Genomic DNA, 20,697 nt, shown 5'->3' with positions numbered 1-20,697 from the left:
GCGTAAAATGGCTCAAGCTTGGAGCAAACCCGAACTTTTCGTCATTTGACGAAAGTTTGCATCGCTTCAGTCGTCTCGGTGAACCCGCTCACGACGTTCATGCCGCTCCTGAGCTTCCACCGACAAGGTCGCCGTCGGGCGAGCCTCCAGGCGGCCCAGACCGATCGGCTCGCCGGTATCCTCGCAATAGCCGTAAGAGCCATCCTCGATCCGGCGCAGCGCGTCGTCGATCTTGGAGATCAGCTTGCGTTGCCGGTCGCGAGTCCGAAGCTCCAGCGCGCGATCGGATTCCGACGAGGCCCGGTCCACCAAGTCTGGGTGGTTCTCGGTCTCGGCTTTCAGATTGGTGACGGTGCCCTTCGACTCGCGAAGAATGTCGTCTTTCCAGGACAAGAGCTTGGTCTTGAAATAGGCGACCTGTCGTTCGTTCATGAACGGTTCGTCGTCGGTCGGCCGATAAACAGCCGTATCCCCGGACACTACAGAGGCCAATGCGGTCATCGCACTCACACTCATTCCCTAATCGCGCCCCCCTGCGGCGCATGGGCCGTATAGGCAAGCGCAAGAGTCGCGGCAATGGCGTTCGCGAGTCCGTGATATGGCTAAGCTGCGCTTCCGCAGGGGCAGTGTGGCGAATTATCCTCACAAAGCCCCGGAAATCCGGGGTTCATCCGAAGTTTCAACGCCTTCAAGCGCGCGACCGGCTTATTTCCGCTTTTGCCAATTCCACCGAAGCGCGCAGGTCGATCTGGTCCAGCACAGCTTTCAGGCCCGGCTCAGCGTCCTCATCGCGTTCTTCGCGCAGGTCACGGGCCAGACGCCCCAGAGCCGCCGCCCCGTCCTGACCGCCCAGCAGCGCCAGCTTCAGCTCGTCCAGTCGATCCAGCAGACCAGAGCCCCGGCGAATGGCGCGACGGCGGCGCTCCGTCGGGTCTTCCACGCCTTGCAACGCCATCAGAGCCGCAGCGCTCGCGACGCCTGACGCGGATGAGGTCGCGCCGGCCTGAGCCGCAGAGACCGCGCCTCCGGTCGTCGGCAGGGCGAAACCACCCGCAGCACGTGCAGCGGGTCGCGTGGTCGGCGTCGAAGCGGCGCCCAAGGGTCCGGTGACCTTCATGCAAGACGTCTCCTTCTACGCCTCGCACCATGCCCTCAGGGGCTGAAGTCTTGGTTAACGGCTCGGCAAAACCTGCCGCCAGGCGTCGGACCCAAAATCGATCAATGTTGAATTCACTGACGTTTTCCTTCGGCACGATCCTCGCATGGTTAATCGCGAACGCTCACGCAGGGACGTCTGTCGTATGCAGAAGTTGCTTACCGCCCTTATCGGCCCGGCCATCGCGGCCCTGGTTCTCGCCGCCCAGCCAGGCGCGGCCGAGGCCCAGTCGCGCATCAAGGACATCGTCTCCATCGAGGGCGTCCGCTCGAACCAGTTGGTCGGATACGGCCTGGTGGTCGGCCTGAACGGCACGGGCGACAGCGTCCGCAACTCCCCCTTCACCCGACAGTCGCTGGAGGGGATGATGGAGCGCCAGGGCGTCAACATCCGCGGCGCCAACCTGAACACCAAGAACGTGGCCGCCGTCATGGTCACGGCCGAACTGCCGCCCTTCGCCACGCCCGGCTCGCGGCTGGACGTCAGCGTCTCGGCCATGGGTGACGCCAAGAGCCTGCTGGGCGGCACGCTGCTGGTCACCGCCCTGCAAGGCGCTGACGGCGAAATCTACGCTGTGTCGCAAGGTTCGGTTCAGACCGGAGCCGTTTCGGCCTCGGGCGGCTCCGGCTCATCGATCACCCGCGGTGTTCCCACGGCGGGCCGCATCGCCTCGGGCGGCGTGGTCGAACGCGAGACCGGCTTCGACCTCGGCTCCATGCCGGTGGTGCGCTTGAACCTGCGCAATCCGGACTTCACTACGGCCCAGCGCATCGCCGCCGCCATCAACCAGACCTACCCCCAGAGCGCCTTCGCCGAAAACGGCACCGTGGTCGCCATCCGCGCGCCCCAGAACTTCGGCATGGCCGGCTTCCTCAGCCGGGTCGAGAACCTGCCGGTCCAGATCGATTCTCCGGCCAAGGTCATTATCGACGAGGTCAACGGCGTTATCGTCATGGGCGAGGCCGTGCGCATCTCGACCGTCGCCGTGGCCCAAGGCAACCTGACCGTCTCGGTCCAGGAGACCCCTCTGGTCAGCCAGCCTGAACCGTTCAGCCGCGGCGGCCAGACCGTCGTCGTGCCCCAGTCGGACATCAGCATCTCCGAGGAAACCGGCCGCCAGATGCGGATCGTCGGCGGCTCGACTTCCCTGTCCACCCTGGTCAACGGATTGAACGCCCTCGGTGTCAGCCCGCGCGACATGATCAGCATCCTGCAGGCCATCAAGGCCGCCGGCGCCCTGCAAGCCGAAATCGAGGTGATCTGATGAGCCCCCTCGCCGTCTCTCCCGACCTGCTGCGCGCCAACGCCCCCGCCAATCCGGCCCTGTCGGAGAACCAGAAGGCCATGCGCCGTACGGCCGAAGCCTTCGAGGCCAGCTTCCTGTCGCAGATGATGAAGCCCATGTTCGAGGGTCTGAGCACCGAAGCGCCCTTCGGCGGCGGCGCCGGCGAGGCCGCCTGGCGCGGCTTCCTGGTCGACGCCATGGCCCAGCAAACGGTGAAGGCGGGCGGCATCGGCCTGGCCGACAGTGTTCTGGCCCAGATGATCAAGATGCAGGAGCAAGGCGCATGACCGCCGATGTCGAAACCGCCGCCCTGCGCGTACAGCACCTGACGCGCCTGACCCGCGACCTGACCGAGCGCCTGTCGTTGGAAATGGAGGCGCTGCGCGCCCATCGCGCCCAGGATCTGAACGAGGGGATGGCCCAGACGCAAGAGATGGCCAATCTCTATCGTCGCGAATCCACCCAGGTGAAGGCCAACCCGGCCGCCATCGCCGTCGCGCCGGAGGCCGACCGCCGCGCCCTGATCGAGGCGACCGAGGCCTTTGAAGCGGTGCTGGCCGAGCACGCCGTGACCGTGGAAGCGGCGCGCCAAGTCTCCGAAGGCCTGGTCCGCACCATCGCAGCCGAGGTGGCGGGCGCCCGCGCACAGGGCGTGGGCTATGGCGCTTCTGGCCAGGCCATGCAGGGCGACGGGCGGGCTGTGGCGTTGAACCGCACCGCCTGACGCCAACCGTCGCCATTCCTTAACAGCCCGCGTCCTATGGCTTTGGCATGACCCTGACCCCGCGCCTTCTGGGCCTGGCCTTCGCCGCCGCCGACGCCCTGATCGAAGTCGATCAGCATGGCGTGGTGCGCTTCGCACTAGGTTCAGGAGCCGTTGCGGGCCAGCAGACAGCCGCCTGGGTCGGCCATCCCCTTAGCGACCGTCTGTCGATCAACAGCGCGACGGCTCTTCAGAATCTGCTGGGAGCGCTTCGTCCCGGTCAGCGCAGTCCGGCCGCCGAGGTGCTGGTCGACTGCGGCGACGGCCGGATGCGCCGCGCCACCCTGCGCGCCTTCGCCCTGCCCGACATCGCCCCGGCGCAGTCCTGCGCCCTGTCCTATGAAGGCGAGCCCTTTGTCGTCGAGGACACGCCCCTTCCTGTCGGCGCCTCGATCAGAGACGCCGAAGGCTTCCTCAACCATGCCCGCGCCGGCCTGTCGGGCGGCGAGACAGGCGCCCTGCAGCGGCTGGCTCTCGCCTTCATCGACGTAAACGGCCTGCAAGGCGTCGACCCGGCCACGCTGGAGCGGGTTCACAGCCGTATCGGCGCGACCCTGAACGCCGCCTCTCACGACGGCGCCAGCGCGGGTCGGTTGACGCCTGATCGCTACGCCCTGATCCGCAATCTGGACGATACGCGCGACCTGGCGGCGGAAATGCAGAAGGCCGGTCAGGCAGAGGGTCTGGCTCTGTCCGCCATCGCCACCCAGAGCGCCCTGGGCGGCGACGCCGCCTCGGCCCTGCGCGCCATGCGTTTCGCCATCGAAGGCTGTTTGAAGGACGGCGGGATGGATCAGCCTGAACTGTCCTTCGCCGACTCCCTGCAACGCACGCTGAAGGACGCCGAACGCTTCCGCAGCATCGTGCGCGACCGCGAGTTCGCCCTCTATTACCAGCCCATCGTCGACCTGAAGACGCGGGCCGTGCATCACTTCGAGGCCCTGGCCCGCTTCGGCAAGGGATCCGGCCCCGCCGCCGCCATCCGGATGGCCGAGGAACTGGCCCTGATCGACGGCTTCGACCTGGCGGTGGCCGAGAAAGCGGTGCGGCGCCTGCGCGAGCCGGGCGGCGGCCTGCTGAAGATCGCCGTCAACGTCTCGGGCGCCTCTCTGGCCAATGACGCCTATGTCGCCGCCCTGCTGAAGATGACCGCCTCGGCGCCCGATGATCGCCGCCGTCTGATGGTCGAGGTGACGGAGACCGCCGCCCTGGCCGATCTGGCCGCCGCTGATCGTCGCCTGGGCGCCCTGCGCAACGCGGGGATCAAGGTCTGCATCGACGACTTCGGGGCCGGTTCGGCCTCCTTCGACTATCTGCGCGGCCTGTCAGTCGACGCGGTGAAGATCGACGGCGCCCTGGTGCGCGATATCGACATCGACGCCCGAACCCGCACCCTGGTCGCCCATCTGGTCGAACTGTGCGGCTCGCTGGACCTGGAGACCATCGCCGAGATGATCGAGACGGATCAGGTCGCCGACGCTTTGCGCGATCTGGGCGTCACCCACGGCCAGGGGTGGCTGTTTGGGCGCGCCGAGGCCGAGCCGCGCACCATCCTGAACACCCCCGCGATCCGCGGCCGCCGTCAGGGCGTGGTCGAAGGCTGGAGCTGACCGCTCTTCAGCACAAGGGTCCGGTCGACACCCAGATTCGTCAGAAAATCTGCGTCGTGGCTGACCACCACCAGAGCGCCGTCATAGCCTGACAAGCCGGCTTCGACCGCCTCGACGGAATCGATGTCCAGATGGTTGGTGGGTTCGTCCAGCACCAGCAATTGCGGCGGCCGCGCGCCCGTCATGATGCAGGCCAGCGCCGCGCGCAGCCGCTCACCGCCTGACAGCTCGCCCACACGTCGATCCGCCTGCACATTGCGGAACAGAAAGCGCGCCAGAGCCGCCCGCGCAGCGTTCGGCGCGCCCTGCGGGTTCAGTCGCAACCAAGCATCGACCAGGGTCTCGTTCAGTTTCAGCATCGCCGCCTGCTGATCCAGCAGAGCCACGCGGACCGGCCGCTCGACCGTCCCTGACGAAGGCTCGATCAGACCCGCGATCAGCTGCAACAGCGTCGTCTTGCCCGCTCCGTTGGGACCGACCACGGCGACGCGCTCCGGCCCGGTCAGGCGCAGCGAAAGCGGTCCCAGCAGGCGACGCCCATCATCGACCGTCACAACCGCCTCGCTCAGATTCAGCACCATGCGCCCGCCAGGCAGGCCGGTTGGCGGCATGGCCAGCGCCATCTGGCGCACGCGCTCGACCCGCTCGCGCGCCTCGGTCAGGTCGGCCTCGACCGCCTGCCGCTTGCGTTCGGCGAGACGCTGGCCGCGCGCGCCGCTCTCCTCGGCCCGCTGGGCCTGAGCGTCGAGCAATATCTTGGGATCGGAGCTGTTGGCGCGCGCCGCCTTGCCTGCGCGGTCGCGTCGGGCCTGACGTTCCTGCGCCGCCTGATTTTCACGCTGCACGCGGCCGACGGCGCGTTCGGCCTGCTCCAGATCTCGCTCGGCGGCGGCCCGCTCGGCGTCACGGCGCTCGACATACAGATCCCAGCCGCCGCCATGCACCCGCGCGCCCAGGCCGGAAAGCTCCACGATGCGATCCACGCGGCGCAGCAAGGCGCGGTCGTGACTGACCAGCACCACCCCGCCCGGCCACTCGGCCACGACATCGGCGATCATGGCGCGGGCCTCGGCGTCCAGATGGTTGGTCGGCTCGTCCAGCACCAGAAGGTCCGGCGCTGCCAGCTTCAGACCCGCCAGCCGCAGCCGCGTCTGTTCGCCGCCGCTGAGGTCCGCCGTGCGGCGGTTCAGCGCCAGATCAGCCAGACCGACCTCGGCCAACGCCGCCTGCATCCGCTCTTCCAGCGTCCAGTCCGCCTCGGCCATGTCATCCAGCGAACCGTCGCCCGCCAGCACTCGGCGCAAAACGGCCAGAGGCGCAGCGACGCCCAGCGTATCGGCGACCGTCTCATCATCAGCCGGAGTCTGCGCCTGCGCCAGCCAACCGACGGTTCCGGCGCGTGTGATCGCGCCTTCAGCAGGCGCGCTCAGACCGGCGACAAGGCGCAGCAGCGTGGTCTTGCCCACGCCGTTGCGACCCACGACGGCCGTGCGTTCGCGCCCGAAGGCGAGCGTCAGATTGTCGAAGAGGCCTCTACCGTCAGGCGTGCGGGCCGCGACGCTGTTGAGCGTCACGAGCGCGGATGCGGACCGGTTTGGGCTTGGGTTGAGCGAGGACATAGGCGAACACGAGCAGCGGCACGGAAAGGGCGAAACCGATTTCCAGGGTGCTGATCATGATCGTCGCGCCTCCTCACTGATGCGTTGGCTGAGTGAAGGATGGGGACGGACGTTTCGTAACGCAACCCCCAATTTGCGGCGCAGCTTTCGCAATGCAGCGAGCCGCCTTGGACAATCGGCGTCATGGCCTTCGTCGTCGTCGCCTCCTATCTTCCCGACATGAGCACGCCCGACCGTCCCGTCGCCTTCCGCATCGATCGTCCCGCGCCGGATCGAGCCGAAGCCGCCGCCCGTCGCGAAGCCGCCGTCGCCCGCATCCGCGCCGAGACCGGCATCGACGAAGCCATGATCGACGCCCTGGTCGAGGGTTTCTACGCCAAGGTGCGCGAAGACGACGTCATCGGCCCGATCTTCGCCGCCCATATCGACGACTGGGCTCCGCATCTGGAGCAGATGAAGCTGTTCTGGTCGTCGGTCGCCCTGTCGACCGGCGTCTATCAGGGGCGGCCCATGCCGAAGCACCTGCCCCTGCCGATCGACGCGCGTCATTTCGATCACTGGCTGGGGTTGTTCGAAGCCACCGCCCGCGAACTATGCCCGCCCGTCGCCGCCGAACACTTCATCGTCCGCGCGCACCGCATCGCCGAAAGCCTGGAGTGGGGGGTCGCCAACGCCAACGGCGTGCTGGTCGGTCCCGGTGAACGCTACCGCCGCCCGGAAACGCCGTGGACGCCTGAAGCAGGCTAGAAGTTCTCATATTGTTCTTGCTGTTTCGGGCGAATTGATCCTCATATAGCGTCGTCGCCCCGGACCGTTTTCGGGGTCTCCCGCGTTCCTCGGATCACATGATCGAAAAGCACAACTTCATCCGCGTTCGCGGCGCCCGCGAGCACAACCTCAAGGGCGTCGATCTCGACATTCCGCGCGAGCAGCTGGTGGTCATGACCGGCCTGTCGGGGTCGGGCAAATCCTCGTTGGCGTTCGACACCATCTATGCCGAGGGCCAGCGCCGTTATGTCGAAAGCCTGTCGGCCTATGCGCGCCAGTTCCTGGAGCTGATGGGCAAGCCGGACGTGGACCTGATCGAGGGCCTGTCCCCGGCCATCTCCATCGAGCAGAAGACGACGTCGAAGAACCCGCGCTCGACCGTCGGCACGGTCACCGAGATTCACGACTACATGCGTCTGCTCTGGGCGCGCGTGGGCATTCCCTATTCGCCCGCCACCGGCCTGCCGATCGAGAGCCAGACAATCAGCCAGATGGTCGACAAGCTGACCGCCCTGCCCGACGGCGAGCGTATCCTGCTCCTGGCCCCGGTCGTTCGCGGCCGCAAGGGCGAGTACAAGAAGGAAATGGCCGAGTGGCAGCGTCAGGGCTTCCAGCGGCTGAAGATCGACGGTGAATTCTACGCCATCGAAGACGCCCCCACGCTCGACAAGAAGTTCAAGCACGACATCGATATCGTCGTCGATCGCATTGTAACCAAAGAGGGTCTTGAAGGCCGTTACGCCGACAGCATTCAGACCGCACTGGGTCTGGCCGACGGCATCGCCACGGCGGAATGGGCGAATGCGCCCGAAGGCGAAGAGCCGCGCCGCATCGTCTTTTCCGAGAAGTTCGCCTGTCCTGTCTCAGGCTTCACCATCAGCGAGATCGAGCCGCGGCTGTTCTCGTTCAATAACCCCTTCGGCGCCTGCCCGGCCTGTGACGGCCTGGGGGTCAAGCTGGCCTTCGACGCCGATCTGGTGATCCCAGACCGCGACAAGACCCTGCACAAGGGGGCGGTGGCGCCGTGGGCGCGCGGCCCGTCGCCCCTCTATACGCAGACGCTGCAGTCGCTGGCCCTGCACTACGGCTTCTCGATGGACAAGACGTGGCGCGACCTGCCGGAGAAGGCGCAGAGCGTCATCCTGCGCGGCTCGGGCGGCGACAAGATCAAGTTCGTTTATGACGACAACGCCCGCAAATACGAGGTCTCCAAGCCGTTCGAGGGCGTGCTGCCGAACCTGGAGCGGCGCTGGCGCGAGACCGACAGCGCCTGGGTGCGCGAGGAACTGGGCCGTTATCAGTCGGAAACCCCGTGCGAGGTCTGCGGCGGCAAGCGCCTGAAACCCGAGGCTCTGGCGGTCAAGGTCGGGGGCGAGGACATCGCGGACATCTCCAACCTGTCGATTTCCAAGGCCTTCCTGTGGTTCTCGACCCTGGAAGACGCCCTGACCGAAAAGCAGGTCGAGATCGCCCGGCGCATCCTGAAGGAGATCACCGACCGGCTGCGCTTCCTGAACAACGTCGGGCTGGACTATCTGAACCTGTCGCGTTCGTCCGGCACCCTGTCGGGCGGCGAGAGCCAGCGCATCCGGCTGGCGTCGCAGATCGGATCGGGCCTGACTGGCGTCCTCTATGTTCTGGACGAACCGTCCATCGGCCTGCACCAGCGCGACAACACCCGTCTGCTGGACAGCCTGAAGGGGCTGCGTGATCTCGGCAACTCGGTGCTGGTGGTCGAGCACGATGAGGAAGCCATTCTGACGGCCGACTATGTCATCGACATGGGTCCGGCCGCCGGGGTCCACGGCGGCACGGTCTGCGCTGAGGGCACGCCCGCCGAGGTCATGGCCAACCCCAACTCTCTGACCGGCCAGTATCTGACCGGCGCGCGCGAGATCGAACTGCCGCCCGAGGGCCGGCGCCCCATCGACCGCAAACGGATGCTGAAAGTGTCGGGCGCCACGGGCAACAACCTGAAGAACGTCACAGGCGAGATCCCGGTCGGCGTCTTCACCTGCATCACCGGGGTGTCTGGCGGCGGCAAGTCGACCTTCACCATCGAGACTCTCTACAAGGCCGCCGCGCGGCGTCTGAACAATGCGTCCGACGCCCCCGCCCCCTTCGACCGCATCGAGGGGCTGGAGCATTTCGACAAGGTCATCGACATCGACCAGTCGCCCATCGGCCGCACCCCGCGCTCGAACCCGGCGACCTATACCGGCGCCTTCGGCCCGATCCGCGACTGGTACGCGGGCCTGCCCGAGGCCAAGGCGCGCGGCTATGGCCCCGGCCGCTTCAGCTTCAACGTCAAGGGCGGCCGCTGCGAGGCCTGCCAGGGCGACGGCGTCATCAAGATCGAGATGCACTTCCTGCCTGACGTTTACGTCACCTGCGATGTCTGCAAGGGCAAGCGCTACAACCGCGAGACCCTGGAAATCGTCTTCAAGGGCAAGAGCATATCCGACGTTCTGGATATGACGGTGGAAGAGGCCGCGCGTTTCTTCACCGCCGTGCCGTCGATCCGCGACAAGATGCTGACGCTGGAGCGGGTGGGTCTGGGCTACGTCAAAGTCGGCCAGCCCGCCACCACCCTGTCCGGCGGCGAGGCGCAGCGGGTCAAGCTGTCGAAGGAACTGTCGAAACGGGCGACCGGCAAGACGCTCTACATTCTAGATGAGCCGACGACCGGTCTGCACTTCGAGGACACGCGCAAGCTGCTGGAGGTGCTTCAGGAGTTGGTCGAGAACGGCAACACCATCGTCGTGATCGAGCACAACCTCGACGTCATCAAGGTGGCCGACCACCTGCTGGACTTCGGCCCCGAAGGCGGCGACGGCGGGGGCGAGATCGTCGCCGTCGGTACGCCGGAACAGGTCGCCGAGAACCCCGCCAGCTGGACCGGCCGTTACCTGAAGGAGGTGCTGGACCGGCACGAGGAACGCCGCAAGGGCCGCGTCGCCGCCCTGACCGCCGATTCCGCTCCGTCTAAGCGCGCCAAGGCCCGCAAGAGCGCCTGAGCCGCCTCCAACTCGCTCACACGGCGGACGCCGGGGCCCAGTGATAGCGTCAATCGGCAATCTGTAAGTCAGGCGTCCCGTCCTAAAGCCAAAGCACTGGATCCCGGCATCCGCCGGGATGAGCGGGATGTGATGGTCAGACTCAACAGAAACGCCGCGCCCTGAAAGAGCGCGGCGTTTTCATTTCCGGCGATACCGTCGGATCAGACGCGCGGCACGCCCTTTATGCCCAGATAGGCGGCCGAGAACGGCGCATAGATGATAGCCGCCTGCGCCGCCGACAGCAGGGCGTTGACCACGCCCCACACCAACAGAGCTGGCCAGAACTTCACGAGCAGCGTGGCGATATTGGTCGTCTCCGCCCCCGCCAGGCTCTCCAGACCGCCGAAGATCAGGTTCAACGGCGCGATGACGATGGAGCCCAGCAGTCCCACCAACATGGACATGACGCCCGCCAGCACCGCCATGCCCAGCAGCGGCCAGAAGCGACCCTTGGTCATGACCCAGCTTTCCTTAAGGGCGATCTTTCGCTCGGCGAAGCTGATCGGCACAACCAGACTCAGACGAACGGCTAGCCAAATCGAGACGCCGACCGTCGCCAACCCAACCAGCACCGCCGGCAGGATCAACACCGGTGCGCTGGTCTCCGCAGCCAGGCCGCCCAGCACGCCGGCCACCCCCATGCCGCCCGCCGTCACACCCAGCATCAGCAATCCAACCGCCAGCATCGCCGCCAGAATCCGCAGTTCATCCAGGCCCAGACGCAGATAGCCGAAACGGCCGTCCTCGGGACGAATGACGGCGCGAGCCACCCCCGTGCTCAGCACGGCGCTGAACAACATCGACAGGGGCAAGGCCAGGAACATCAGCGCCCCATAGGCCCGCATTATGGTCGCCATCTCCTCCATCGACGGCTCGGCGCTCTGCTGGAGTTGTTCAGCCAAGGTGACGACGTTGATCAGGCTGCCGCCCGCGACAGCGAAGAAGACGGCGAAAAAGATCACATAGGCTGCGGCCCAGGCCAGGATGGCCAGCGGCACGCGGCGCGCCAGACGGAAGCCCTCAAAGGCGGATTCGGTGGCGTTGAAACTCATGCTGCTCCTCACGATTCCCGTTCAGCTTAACGCGGCGACGGAAGTTTCGTCCCGCGCCTTCGCATCCAGCATCTGACGACAGGCCGAAACCCAGGGCGCGGTCGTGACCACGGTGATCACACCATAGTAGGCCGCAATCACGGGAAATAGAGCCAGGCTCACAGCCATGACGACGCCGGCGTTGAGCTGCGGCGCCGCACCGGCCGCCATCCCCTCAGCCCAGGCAAGCAATTGCGGCCAGAAGGGAATGCTGATCGCAAACACTACGACAGCGACGATCGTCACAATCAGGATCTGAACGAGCACAGCCAGCAGAAACGTCGTTACGGCCAGCCCCAGCAACGGCGCGACTCGTCCCTTCGTCAAACGCCAACCGTCGACAAAGGCGAAGTCCTTCAGCCCCACGCTGGCCGGGATGATCATCGACGCCCTCAGCGCCGCCCAGGCCACGCCGAACAGGCCCGCCAGACCGACAATGGCGCCCAGGCTCATCGCTGCGGCCTCGGACACCATCCACAGCGCCGCGCCAAAGGCGAAGGCCAGCAGCAGGATGACGAACAGAACTCCGTAGCAACCGATCATGATGGCCACACAGGCCACCGCCACCCGCGCCTCGTCCATGCCGACTCGAAGATCGAAAATGCGGCCCGGCGCCCGTCCAGGCCACAGCACCGCCCGGCAGACCGCTGCGATCACCAGCACATAGACGCACATCTGCAACAGATTCAGCAGCCCCGAGAGCGCCTGTACCCGCATGATGGCGGCGAACGCCTCTGGTCCCGGCTCCTCGGCGGCCATCGCATCGACGCCGATCGAAGCGAGCATGTCGATGACCAGAAACGCCGACAGCAACACCGGCAGGGTCAGCAGAATCCCCCAGGCCATCACGTTAAGCGGTTTGCGCCCGATCAGACGAAATCCGTCCGTCAGCGCATCGCCTATCAAGAATCCCTGGGTCATGAACAGCCTCCGCCGTTTTCTATAGGGGGGAAACCGCCGCCACGACACCCCGCCCGCATGACGCCGCACAGGTGCATGACAGGACCACGGCGGACGGCTATTAGGCCGCCATGTCGAACACGTCCTCCTCTCCCCGTCCCGTCCACGTCATCGGCGGAGGTCTCGCCGGATCCGAAGCGGCCTGGCAGATCGCCCAAGCGGGCGTGCCCGTCATCCTGCACGAAATGCGTCGGGACGAGCCGGAGCAGGTGCGCACCGACGCCCACCACACCACGGGCCTGGCCGAGCTGGTCTGCTCCAACTCCTTCCGGTCGGACGATTGGGAGTACAACGCCGTCGGCCTGCTGCACGCCGAGATGCGGGCGCTGGACAGCCTGATCATGGCTTCGGGCGACGCCAATCAAGTGCCGGCGGGCGGCGCCCTGGCGGTCGACCGCATCGCCTTCTCGGATGCTGTCACGGCCAAGCTGGAAGCTCACCCCCTCGTGACCATCGTGCGCGAGGAGATCGCGGGCATTCCGCCGGAAGACTGGGACAACGTCATCGTCGCCACCGGCCCGCTGACCTCGCCCGCCCTGGCCGACGCCATCCTGAAGGCGACGGGCGAAGAAAGCCTCAGCTTCTTCGACGCCATCGCGCCCATTCTGCACGCCGACAGCATCGATTTCGACGTCGCCTGGCGCCAGTCGCGTTATGACAAGGAAGGCCCCGGCGGCGACGCAGCAGCCTACGTCAACTGCCCGATGGATAAGGCCCAGTACGAAGCCTTCATCGACGCCCTGCTGGGCGGTCCGAAGGCCGAGTTCAAGGAGTGGGAGAACGTCCCCTATTTCGACGGCTGCCTGCCGATCGAGGTCATGGCCGAGCGCGGCCGTGAAACCCTGCGCCACGGCCCGATGAAGCCGGTCGGCTTGACCAATCAGCACAATCCGACGGTCAAGCCCTACGCTATCGTCCAGCTGCGCCAGGACAATGCGCTGGGCACCCTGTTCAACATGGTCGGCTTCCAAACCAAGCTGAAATACGGCGCTCAGACCGACGTCTTCCGCATGATCCCCGGCCTGGAGAACGCCCAGTTCGCGCGTCTGGGCGGCCTGCACCGCAACACCTTCCTGAACAGTCCGAAACTGCTGGACAAGCAGATGCGGCTGAAGGCCATTCCGCGCCTGCGCTTCGCCGGTCAGGTGACGGGGGTCGAGGGTTATGTCGAAAGCGCCGCCATGGGCCTGCTGACCGGCCGACTGGCCGCCGCCCAGGCACTGGGTCGCGATCTGGCCGCGCCGCCGCCAGAAACGGCCATGGGCGCCCTGGTGGAGCACATCACCGGCGGGCATCTGGAAGGTTCGAAGTTCCAGCCGATGAACATCAACTACGGCCTGCTTCCGCCGCTGGAGGCGCCCAAGGTCGATGAAGACGGCAAGCGCATCCATCCCAAGGAGCGCGGCCGCGCCAAGAAGCGCCTGCAGAGCATCCGGGCCATGGACGCTCTGAAGGCCTGGCGCGACACGGCGGCCTAACGCAGCTTCGCGCCGCCAGGCTTGAAGGCCAGTGTCATAGCCGCCATGGCGACGAGGCCCAGTCCCATCAGCATCCAGGCCTGGCTCAGGTCCGACAGGCGGTCGCGCAGCAGCCCGGCCGCCAGCGGCGACAGGCTGGCGATGATGTAGCCGCCCCCCTGAACGAAGGCGAGCAGATCGCCTGAGCGCACCGGATCGTCGATCTGATCCATGGCCAGGATCAGGGTCAGCGGAAACACCGCGCCGATCCCCAGGCCCAGCAGCAGCATGACCGGAACCGCCAGACTGACCGGGGTCAGCACCAATCCCGCCAGACCGATCAACGCCAGAGCCACCGCCGCCAGCATCGGCCAGCGCCGGTCAGGAAAGCGCGCGATGAACAGGGACACCAGCACGCCCGCCGCGACCTCGGCGCCCGTCATGCCGCTGAGCAGGAATCCCGCCGTCGCGCGCGCCTGTCCCATGTCGACGTAGTAAGGCGGCAGCCAGGCCAGCACGAGCGTATAGGCCGAGGTGCCCAGCCCCAGAATCGGAACCAGCGCCCACGCCCTGGGCTGTTTCCAGAACGGAACCTCGGGGTGAGTTCCTTCAGCTACGGCGGCGCGGTTCGGCTCCTCGGCCGCCGGGTCGCGCGCAGCGACGATCCAGACGACCGCCGCCAGGAAGGCCGGGACCGCCCATAGCGCCAGCGCCCCGGCCCAGCCGACGGCTCCCGCCAAGCCTGCCGCCGTCGCCGCCGCCACGGCCGCCCCGCCCATGATGCCGGTCGTATAGACGCCCATGACCGTGCCGAAGCGTGTCGGGAAGGCCCGCTTGATGACAACGGGCACCAGGGCCTGGATCAAGGCCACGCCGACGCCGACCACGACGGCGCTGGCGATCAGACCGGCCGTCCCGTCGAAAACCGCTCGCGCCAGACAGGCCAGGCCGATGAGCACCGCGCCCAGCAGGATGCCCTTGCGCTCGCCCAGACGTCGCCGCAGCGGCCGGATCGACAGAGCGCCGAAGCCGATCATCGCCACCGGCAGGGTGGTCAGCAGGCTGGCCGTGGTCGAATCCATGCCGGTCGCCGCTTCGATCAGGTCCAGCAGCGGCCCTACCGCCGCCATCGCCGGACGCAGGTTCAGCGCCAGGGCGAAGATGGCCGCGATCAGCAGCAGACCCGCGCCGCGCGACGGTTGCGGGGCGTTCGACTGATCCATCCGAGGTGACTCCGGCTGCGAAAGGCGATAGTGTCTCTCTATCAAGTATCTTGATATCAAGACAATGACCGATCGCGCTTCTCGCGCCGCCGCCCAATGGGCGGTCGCGCGCCCCGACCTCGACCTGCTGGCCATGGAGACGCTGGGGCGTCTGCACGAGGCCTCGATTCTGGTGACGCGCGAGCGGCAGGCGCCGCTCTACGCCCGCCATGGGCTGCAGCATGGCGAGTTCGACGTCCTGGCCACCCTGCGCCGCGCGCCGTCGCCGGACGGGCTGACGCCGACGGTCCTCTATGAGGCGACGATGATGTCGTCCGGCGGCATGACGGCGCGGCTGGACCGGCTGCAGAAATCCGGCCTGATCGAGCGCACGCCCCACCCCAGCGACCGCCGCGCTTCGTTGGTCAGGCTGACGCCCAAGGGCTTCGACCTGATCGACGGCCTGATGCCGCTGCACATGGCTGAAAGCCAGGCCATGCTGGCCGGCCTGTCGCGCGAGGAGCAGGCCACGCTGGGCGCCCTGCTCGCTCGGCTGATCGGCGCGCTGGAGCCCTAGGCCCGCTTAATCCGGCGGTTCCAGGGCATGACCGCCAGCAGACGCGCCATGCCGCAGAAGCCGGTCGCGCCCGCCACGAACAGGCCCGCCCCGACAAAGGCGCTGATCCCCCAGAAGCCGGGGTGGACCATGACGCCCAGCGCCCCGCCCGCCAGGATCAGCCCGCCCGCCGCCATCTGCACCTGACGCATCAGTTCCAGCGGTTGCTTGCGGTCGGCGACGACCGGCAGGCCCGCCTTCTTCCACGCATCCAGACCGCCCGCCAGGACATGCGCCGGGCCATCGATGCGGGCGGCAAGCCGGTCACAGTTTCCGGCCGTGCGATTGCCGCTGCGGCACATGAAGATCACGTCCTTGCCGGGATCGAGTCCCAGATCAGCAGCCTCGAAAGCGGACAAAGGCGCCGCCACGGCGCCGGCGATGTGTTCGCGCGCGTGCTCGTCCGGCTCGCGTACGTCGATCAGAACGGCCTGACCGGCTTTCAAGCGGGCGGCGACGTCTGCGGGCGACAAAGAGATTAGCGTATTCATCGGATTCTCCGTCAGGGAGGCGGCGCTCAACGCGCCTCAGGCGGGCAAAATATCTCGGCCAGCACCCCGATCACCTTCAGGGCGGCGGGATCAGCGATGCGATAGAAGACAGCGGTGCCGCTCTTGCGCGCGCTGACCAGCCCGTCCTCACGCAGGCGCGCCAGATGCTGCGACAGGGCCGACTGCGACAGGCCGAGCTGAAGATCGGACACCTGACGTTCGCCCTCGCCGATCTGACACAGGATCATCAGGCGGTTTTCGTTGGACAACGCCTTCAGCAAGCCCGCGGCGTCGCCGGCGCTGACCTGGAAACGTTCCAGCCCCATGGCTTCGAGATCAATCATGATGCTCATATATTCAATCTTGCTAAATTAGCAATAACTAATATTTAGGAGAGGAACGGAGACCTCCATGACCCGCCTTCCCGCCCGCCCTGACGTTCTCGGCTTCTTCGATCCGGCCACCCACACCGTGACCTATGTGGTCTCGGATCCGGCGACCAATGCGGCGATCATCATCGATCCCGTGCTGGACTATGATCCGGCGACGGCGCGCACATCGACCGCTTCGGTGGAGCGAGTACTCGACGTCCTCGCCGCGCGCGGCTTGAGGCTTGAGCGCATCCTCGAAACCCACGCACACGCCGACCATCTGACAGGCGCCGATAATATCCGCACCCGCACCGGCGCCCCCATCGGCATCGGCGATAGGATCGCACACGTACAAAAAACCTTCGGCGACCTGTTCCACGCCGTGGACGTAACGCCCGACGGCGCAGTCTTCGACGAGACATACGCCGACGGCGCGCGCTTCATGCTCGGCTCGATCCCGGTCGAAGTGCTGCACACGCCCGGTCATACGCCCGCCTGCGTCAGCTATCGAATCGGTGATGCGGTCTTCGTCGGCGACACTCTGTTCATGCCGGACTTCGGCACGGCGCGCTGTGATTTCCCAGGCGGCGACGCCTGCGCCTTGTATCGTTCGATCCAGCGCATCCTCAGCCTGCCAGACGACACACGCGTCTTCGTCGGCCACGACTACCTGCCCGAAGGTCGCACCGAATTTCACTGGGAAACAACGGTCGCCGCACAGAAGAACGACAACATCCACATCGGCGGCGGTTGCTCAGAATCCGCCTTTGTCGCCCTACGTGAGGCGCGAGACGCCACATTGAAGGCGCCGCAGCTGATCTTGCCCGCGCTTCAGGTAAACATCCGCGCCGGCGCCCTGCCCCCAAGCGAAGCATCAGGCAAGCGCTTCATCAAGCTGCCGTTGAACTCAGTCTAGACGCGCCCGCTCAGCACAGCCCAGAACAGCCGCAGCCGCTTGAACGGCTCGGCTTCATCCGCCCGCGTTAGCGTCGCGTGCGCCACGGCTGGAAAGGCGGCCGTCGGCAGCCCCTTCAAGGCTGTGTTCGCCGCCCGGCGCATATTTCTGGCCTCATCATTCCGCCCCGTCTGAGCCAGGCCACGCATACGGCCCGCCTCGGCGACCTCCGCCTCATGCCCCTCGCCCGCCAGAATGCGCGCCGCGACCTGCATCGGCCCAGTATAGAAGGCGTCCAGATCATGCGCTTCGCCATGCACTCGGCCGATATGCGCCCGGATCAGAGCGTCAAAGGGTTCGCGTGACAGGCCGCGCCGCGTCACCGCGGCGGTCAGAGCCTCCAGGATCGGGTGGCCGACGCGCGGCGCATCGCTGAACGCACCGTCCATCTGCTCGGCCCACCACGTATAGCGCATCTCGGCCAGCAGAGGTTGAGTGACCCGCGTGGGTATGGCCAGCAGCTCGGCCTCGAAAGCGTACAGGGCGATCAGGTCAGCGCGCATCTGCTCATCGGCGACAAACCGGCTGGACAGCCAGCGGTCGGGATCGGCCGCACGGACCTGAGCATCGAGATCAACGGAACTGTTCATGCGCAGGGCCATCGACCATTGCGGTTCGCGGCTCAAGTCCAGATGAGCGGATCGGCCCTTCCTGAACGTAAAAACCCGCCCCTCCTGACTGGAAGAGCGGGTTTGAACGGAGCACGAGCGCGCCTGTTTTTAGGGGCGGCTGGCCATGCCGAACTTGATCGGCTTAGCGTCCTCGTCGGCCGAACCACCGCGCTTCACGCCCCACATCAGGATGATCGGGGCGCCGACATAAATCGACGAATAGGTGCCGATGATGATGCCGACCATCAGCACGATGGAGAAGCCGAACAGGGCCTCGCCGCCGAACAGGGCCAGCACCGCCAGAACGCCGACGGCCGTGACGCCAGTGATGATGGTTCGCGACAGTGTCTCGTTCAGGGACAGGTCGATGACCTCGCGCAGCGGCATGGTCTTATACTTGCGCAGGTTCTCGCGAAGACGGTCGAACACGACGACGGTATCGTTCATCGAATAACCGATAACGGTCAGGACAGCCGCGACGGTGTTCAGGCTGAACTCGAAACGGAACAGCACGATCAGTCCGAACGTCAACACCATGTCGTGCACCAGTCCGGCCAGGGCGCCGAAGCCGAACTGCGGCTCGAACCGGAACCAGATGTAGATGAACATCAGCACAATGGCCGCGCCCAGCGCCAACAGGCCGCTGGTAAACAGCTCACCCGATACCTTGGAGCCGACGACGCTGACGCCCGAGTATTTCACCTCGCCCACGGCGTCGTCGATCGCCTTCTCGACCCGCGCGACGACAACGCTCTGACCTTCGCCTTCAGGAATCTGGAAACGGACGATGGCGCTGGAGGCGCTGTCGATGCCTTGCACCTGAACGTCGCCCAGCCCCAGATCGCTGACGGCGCCGCGCACCTGATCCAGTTCCAGAACCTGACCGGCGGGCTTCGACACTTCCATCGAGGCGCCGCCGCGGAAGTCGATGCCCAGGTTCAGACCTGGATAGAAGCAGCCGACGATCGCCGCCACGCACAGGATCAGCGAGATCACGCCGGCGGCGGGCGCATATTTGACGAACCGGAAGTTCGTCTTCTGCGGCAGCAGTTTGATGAGGGGCCATCCACGCATCGCCATCACTCCGCAATCGGCAGTTTCTTGGGCTTGGCGACCTTGAGCCAATACCCGAGCAGCACCTGGGCGACCATCACCGAGGAGAACATTGAGGTGAAGACGCCAATGGTCAGCGTCCAGGCGAAGCCGCGCACGGGGCCCGCGCCGAACATGAACATGATCAGCGCCGCGACCAAGGTGGTCAGGTTGGCGTCAATGATGGTGCCCATGGCCTTGTTGAAGCCGGCGTCCATCGAGGCGATGACCGAACGGCCGGCCCGCGCTTCGTCGCGCATCCGCTCGAAGATCAACACGTTGGCGTCCACGGCCACGGCGAAGGTCAGCACCAGACCCGCGATCCCCGGCAGGGTCAGGGTGGCGCCGAACAGCGACATGGCGGCGATGATCAGGATGCCGTTCAGCATCAGACCCAGCACCGAAACGCCGCCGAACAGGAAGCCATAGGCACCGATCATGAAGACGCAGATCAGGATAAAGCCGATGACGGTCGACACCATGCCCGCAGACACGGCGTCAGCGCCCAGTTCGGCGGTGACGACGCGGCGTTCTTCAACGTTCAGCGGGGCCGGCAGGGCGCCGCCGTTCAGAAGATTCACAAGCTCCGAAGCCGAAGCGATGGTGAAGCTGCCGGTGATCTGACCGCTGCCGCCAGCGATGGCGCCCTGGATCGTCGGAGCCGAGATGACCTGACCGTCCAGGATGATGGCGAAGGGCTTGCCGATGTTCTGGGCGGTGGCTTCAGCGAAGCGGCGGGCGCCTTGACCGTCGAATTGGAAGTCGATGGCGGGACGCTGATTCTGGTCCGTTCCGACGCCGGCGCGGGTCAGGTTCTCGCCCGAGACCAGAATGCGTTTCTTGACCAGGTAAGGCGTGCCAAGGTCATCGGTCAGCAGTTGGGCGTCCGGCGGCACCCGGCCGGCCAGGGCGTCGTTTAGCCCCGTCGGCGAGGTATCCACCATCTGGAAGGTCAGTTGAGCCGTGCGGCCCACCAGGCGCTCCAACTCGGCCGGATCGCTCTGGCCCGGAGCCTGAACCACAATGCGGTCGGCCCCCTGACGCGTGATCGAGATTTCCTTGGTGCCCGAGCTGTCCAGGCGACGACGCACGACCTCGATCGACTGATCGACTGCCGTGGCTCCCATGCTGTTCAGAGCCACATCGGTGAAGGCATAGCGAATACGGCCGCCGCCCAGCTTGGTAGCCACGCGATCCGGCTGGCCGGTCGCGCCTGCGCCCTGCTGAGCCATGGTGCGCAGGGCGTTAAAGGCGGCGTCGTATGACGCGCCCTCGGCCACGGTCACGACTACGCCGCCAGCTTCACGCTGCATGCTCGCGATGTTGATCTGCTCTTCCCTGAGCGTGACGCGAACGTCCTCCATCAGGTTGGTGAGGCGCTTTTCACGCATCTCCGGCACGTCAACTTCTAGCAGCAGGTATGAACCGCCCTGCAGATCGAGGCCCAGGTTCAGGCCGTTCTTGGGCAGCCAGCCGGGCAGCGCATCGCGCTGCTCCTGGCTGAGCATGCTCGGGAAGGCCAGCAGCAGCCCGATGACGAGCGACAACACGACCAGGACGACTTTCCAGCGCGCAAGCTGAATCATGTCAG

At 66.3% G+C, this 20,697-nt stretch carries 21 protein-coding genes; 9 read left to right on the top strand and 12 right to left on the bottom strand.

All coding sequences use genetic code 11. The features are described from left to right. Positions 1-66: 66 nt before the first annotated feature. Positions 67-501: an RNA polymerase-binding protein DksA gene (dksA, locus tag AC3A3G_RS04905; RefSeq protein WP_292059542.1), complete on the bottom strand. Its 435-nt coding sequence runs from the start codon at positions 499-501 to the stop codon at positions 67-69. 187 nt (positions 502-688) lie between these two features. Continuing rightward, positions 689-1,117 (bottom strand): flagellar assembly protein FliX, encoded by a 429-nt coding sequence (locus tag AC3A3G_RS04900; RefSeq protein ID WP_487487677.1) that lies wholly within the window; start codon positions 1,115-1,117, stop codon positions 689-691. 184 nt (positions 1,118-1,301) lie between these two features. Here AC3A3G_RS04900 and AC3A3G_RS04895 point away from each other — a divergent pair, with 184 nt between their 5' ends. The 4 genes from AC3A3G_RS04895 to AC3A3G_RS04880 are packed head-to-tail and all read left to right on the top strand — an operon-like array spanning position 1,302 to position 4,814. Further along, positions 1,302-2,420, top strand: coding sequence for a flagellar basal body P-ring protein FlgI (locus tag AC3A3G_RS04895; RefSeq protein WP_125900249.1), 1,119 nt, complete (start codon positions 1,302-1,304; stop codon positions 2,418-2,420). After that, positions 2,420-2,728, top strand: coding sequence for a rod-binding protein (locus AC3A3G_RS04890; protein ID WP_487487676.1), 309 nt, complete (start codon positions 2,420-2,422; stop codon positions 2,726-2,728). Before AC3A3G_RS04895 ends, AC3A3G_RS04890 begins: the two co-directional genes overlap by 1 nt. Continuing rightward, the gene (locus AC3A3G_RS04885) at positions 2,725-3,165 is read left to right on the top strand and encodes a flagellar basal-body protein FlbY (RefSeq protein ID WP_487487675.1); all 441 of its coding nucleotides are present in this window, start codon (positions 2,725-2,727) and stop codon (positions 3,163-3,165) included. The genes AC3A3G_RS04890 and AC3A3G_RS04885 overlap by 4 nt, the downstream gene beginning before the upstream one ends. Positions 3,166-3,212: 47 nt before the next feature. Next, complete coding sequence (locus AC3A3G_RS04880; RefSeq protein ID WP_487487674.1) at positions 3,213-4,814, top strand: EAL domain-containing protein; 1,602 nt, start codon at positions 3,213-3,215, stop codon at positions 4,812-4,814. Here AC3A3G_RS04880 and AC3A3G_RS04875 read toward each other — a convergent pair. Continuing rightward, positions 4,787-6,388, bottom strand: coding sequence for an ABC-F family ATP-binding cassette domain-containing protein (locus AC3A3G_RS04875; RefSeq protein WP_487487673.1), 1,602 nt, complete (start codon positions 6,386-6,388; stop codon positions 4,787-4,789). The two genes, AC3A3G_RS04880 and AC3A3G_RS04875, sit on opposite strands and share 28 nt — an antisense overlap. Continuing rightward, positions 6,354-6,491, bottom strand: coding sequence for a hypothetical protein (locus AC3A3G_RS04870; RefSeq protein ID WP_003165247.1), 138 nt, complete (start codon positions 6,489-6,491; stop codon positions 6,354-6,356). The genes AC3A3G_RS04875 and AC3A3G_RS04870 overlap by 35 nt, the downstream gene beginning before the upstream one ends. 125 nt (positions 6,492-6,616) lie before the next feature. Between AC3A3G_RS04870 and AC3A3G_RS04865 the strand changes: the two genes are divergently transcribed. Beyond that, a complete protein-coding gene (locus tag AC3A3G_RS04865; protein ID WP_487487672.1) occupies positions 6,617-7,180 on the top strand; it encodes a group III truncated hemoglobin in 564 nt (187 codons plus the stop codon). Positions 7,181-7,278: 98 nt separating this feature from the next. Further along, positions 7,279-10,218, top strand: coding sequence for an excinuclease ABC subunit UvrA (gene uvrA, locus AC3A3G_RS04860; protein WP_487487671.1), 2,940 nt, complete (start codon positions 7,279-7,281; stop codon positions 10,216-10,218). Positions 10,219-10,421: 203 nt separating this feature from the next. Here the strand turns inward: uvrA and AC3A3G_RS04855 are convergent, their stop codons facing one another. Together AC3A3G_RS04855 and AC3A3G_RS04850 are read right to left on the bottom strand one after the other, a co-directional pair. Continuing rightward, positions 10,422-11,312, bottom strand: a complete 891-nt coding sequence (locus tag AC3A3G_RS04855) for a hypothetical protein (protein ID WP_487487670.1) — start codon at positions 11,310-11,312, stop codon at positions 10,422-10,424. A gap of 21 nt (positions 11,313-11,333) precedes the next feature. Then, entirely contained in the window at positions 11,334-12,272 is a 939-nt protein-coding gene (locus AC3A3G_RS04850; RefSeq protein ID WP_487487669.1) for a hypothetical protein, read from the bottom strand. A gap of 110 nt (positions 12,273-12,382) precedes the next feature. Between AC3A3G_RS04850 and trmFO the strand changes: the two genes are divergently transcribed. Continuing rightward, entirely contained in the window at positions 12,383-13,789 is a 1,407-nt protein-coding gene (trmFO, locus tag AC3A3G_RS04845) for a methylenetetrahydrofolate--tRNA-(uracil(54)-C(5))-methyltransferase (FADH(2)-oxidizing) TrmFO (RefSeq protein WP_200165293.1), read from the top strand. Here trmFO and AC3A3G_RS04840 read toward each other — a convergent pair. Beyond that, on the bottom strand, positions 13,786-14,991 hold the full coding sequence (locus tag AC3A3G_RS04840) for an MFS transporter (RefSeq protein ID WP_487487668.1): 1,206 nt from the start codon (positions 14,989-14,991) through the stop codon (positions 13,786-13,788). The two genes, trmFO and AC3A3G_RS04840, sit on opposite strands and share 4 nt — an antisense overlap. Positions 14,992-15,055: 64 nt before the next feature. On the opposite strand from AC3A3G_RS04840, the gene AC3A3G_RS04835 reads away from it, so the two are divergent. Next, positions 15,056-15,547 carry a MarR family winged helix-turn-helix transcriptional regulator gene (locus AC3A3G_RS04835; protein WP_487487667.1) on the top strand — a complete coding sequence of 164 codons (492 nt, stop codon included), beginning with the start codon at positions 15,056-15,058 and terminating at the stop codon, positions 15,545-15,547. Here AC3A3G_RS04835 and AC3A3G_RS04830 read toward each other — a convergent pair. Both AC3A3G_RS04830 and AC3A3G_RS04825 read right to left on the bottom strand, forming a co-directional pair. Then, positions 15,544-16,077: a rhodanese family protein gene (locus AC3A3G_RS04830; protein WP_200165296.1), complete on the bottom strand. Its 534-nt coding sequence runs from the start codon at positions 16,075-16,077 to the stop codon at positions 15,544-15,546. The two genes, AC3A3G_RS04835 and AC3A3G_RS04830, sit on opposite strands and share 4 nt — an antisense overlap. 26 nt (positions 16,078-16,103) lie before the next feature. Further along, positions 16,104-16,421, bottom strand: coding sequence for an ArsR/SmtB family transcription factor (locus AC3A3G_RS04825; protein WP_200165518.1), 318 nt, complete (start codon positions 16,419-16,421; stop codon positions 16,104-16,106). A gap of 67 nt (positions 16,422-16,488) precedes the next feature. On the opposite strand from AC3A3G_RS04825, the gene AC3A3G_RS04820 reads away from it, so the two are divergent. Then, positions 16,489-17,364 carry an MBL fold metallo-hydrolase gene (locus tag AC3A3G_RS04820; protein WP_200165297.1) on the top strand — a complete coding sequence of 292 codons (876 nt, stop codon included), beginning with the start codon at positions 16,489-16,491 and terminating at the stop codon, positions 17,362-17,364. On the opposite strand, the gene AC3A3G_RS04815 is transcribed toward AC3A3G_RS04820, so the two are convergent. From AC3A3G_RS04815 to secD, 3 genes are all read right to left on the bottom strand, one after another. After that, positions 17,361-17,993, bottom strand: a complete 633-nt coding sequence (locus tag AC3A3G_RS04815; RefSeq protein ID WP_368922780.1) for a squalene/phytoene synthase family protein — start codon at positions 17,991-17,993, stop codon at positions 17,361-17,363. The genes AC3A3G_RS04820 and AC3A3G_RS04815 overlap by 4 nt on opposite strands. Before the next feature lie 129 nt (positions 17,994-18,122). After that, positions 18,123-19,094 carry a protein translocase subunit SecF gene (gene secF / locus AC3A3G_RS04810; RefSeq protein WP_125900234.1) on the bottom strand — a complete coding sequence of 324 codons (972 nt, stop codon included), beginning with the start codon at positions 19,092-19,094 and terminating at the stop codon, positions 18,123-18,125. Further along, entirely contained in the window at positions 19,094-20,692 is a 1,599-nt protein-coding gene (gene secD / locus AC3A3G_RS04805; protein WP_487487666.1) for a protein translocase subunit SecD, read from the bottom strand. Before secD ends, secF begins: the two co-directional genes overlap by 1 nt. Positions 20,693-20,697 lie beyond the last annotated feature (5 nt).

It is taken from the genome of Brevundimonas sp. Soil_N_31, assembly GCF_057655995.1.
Note: the sequence above shows the minus strand (reverse complement) of the source record. Positions and strands in the feature narration are given on the sequence as shown.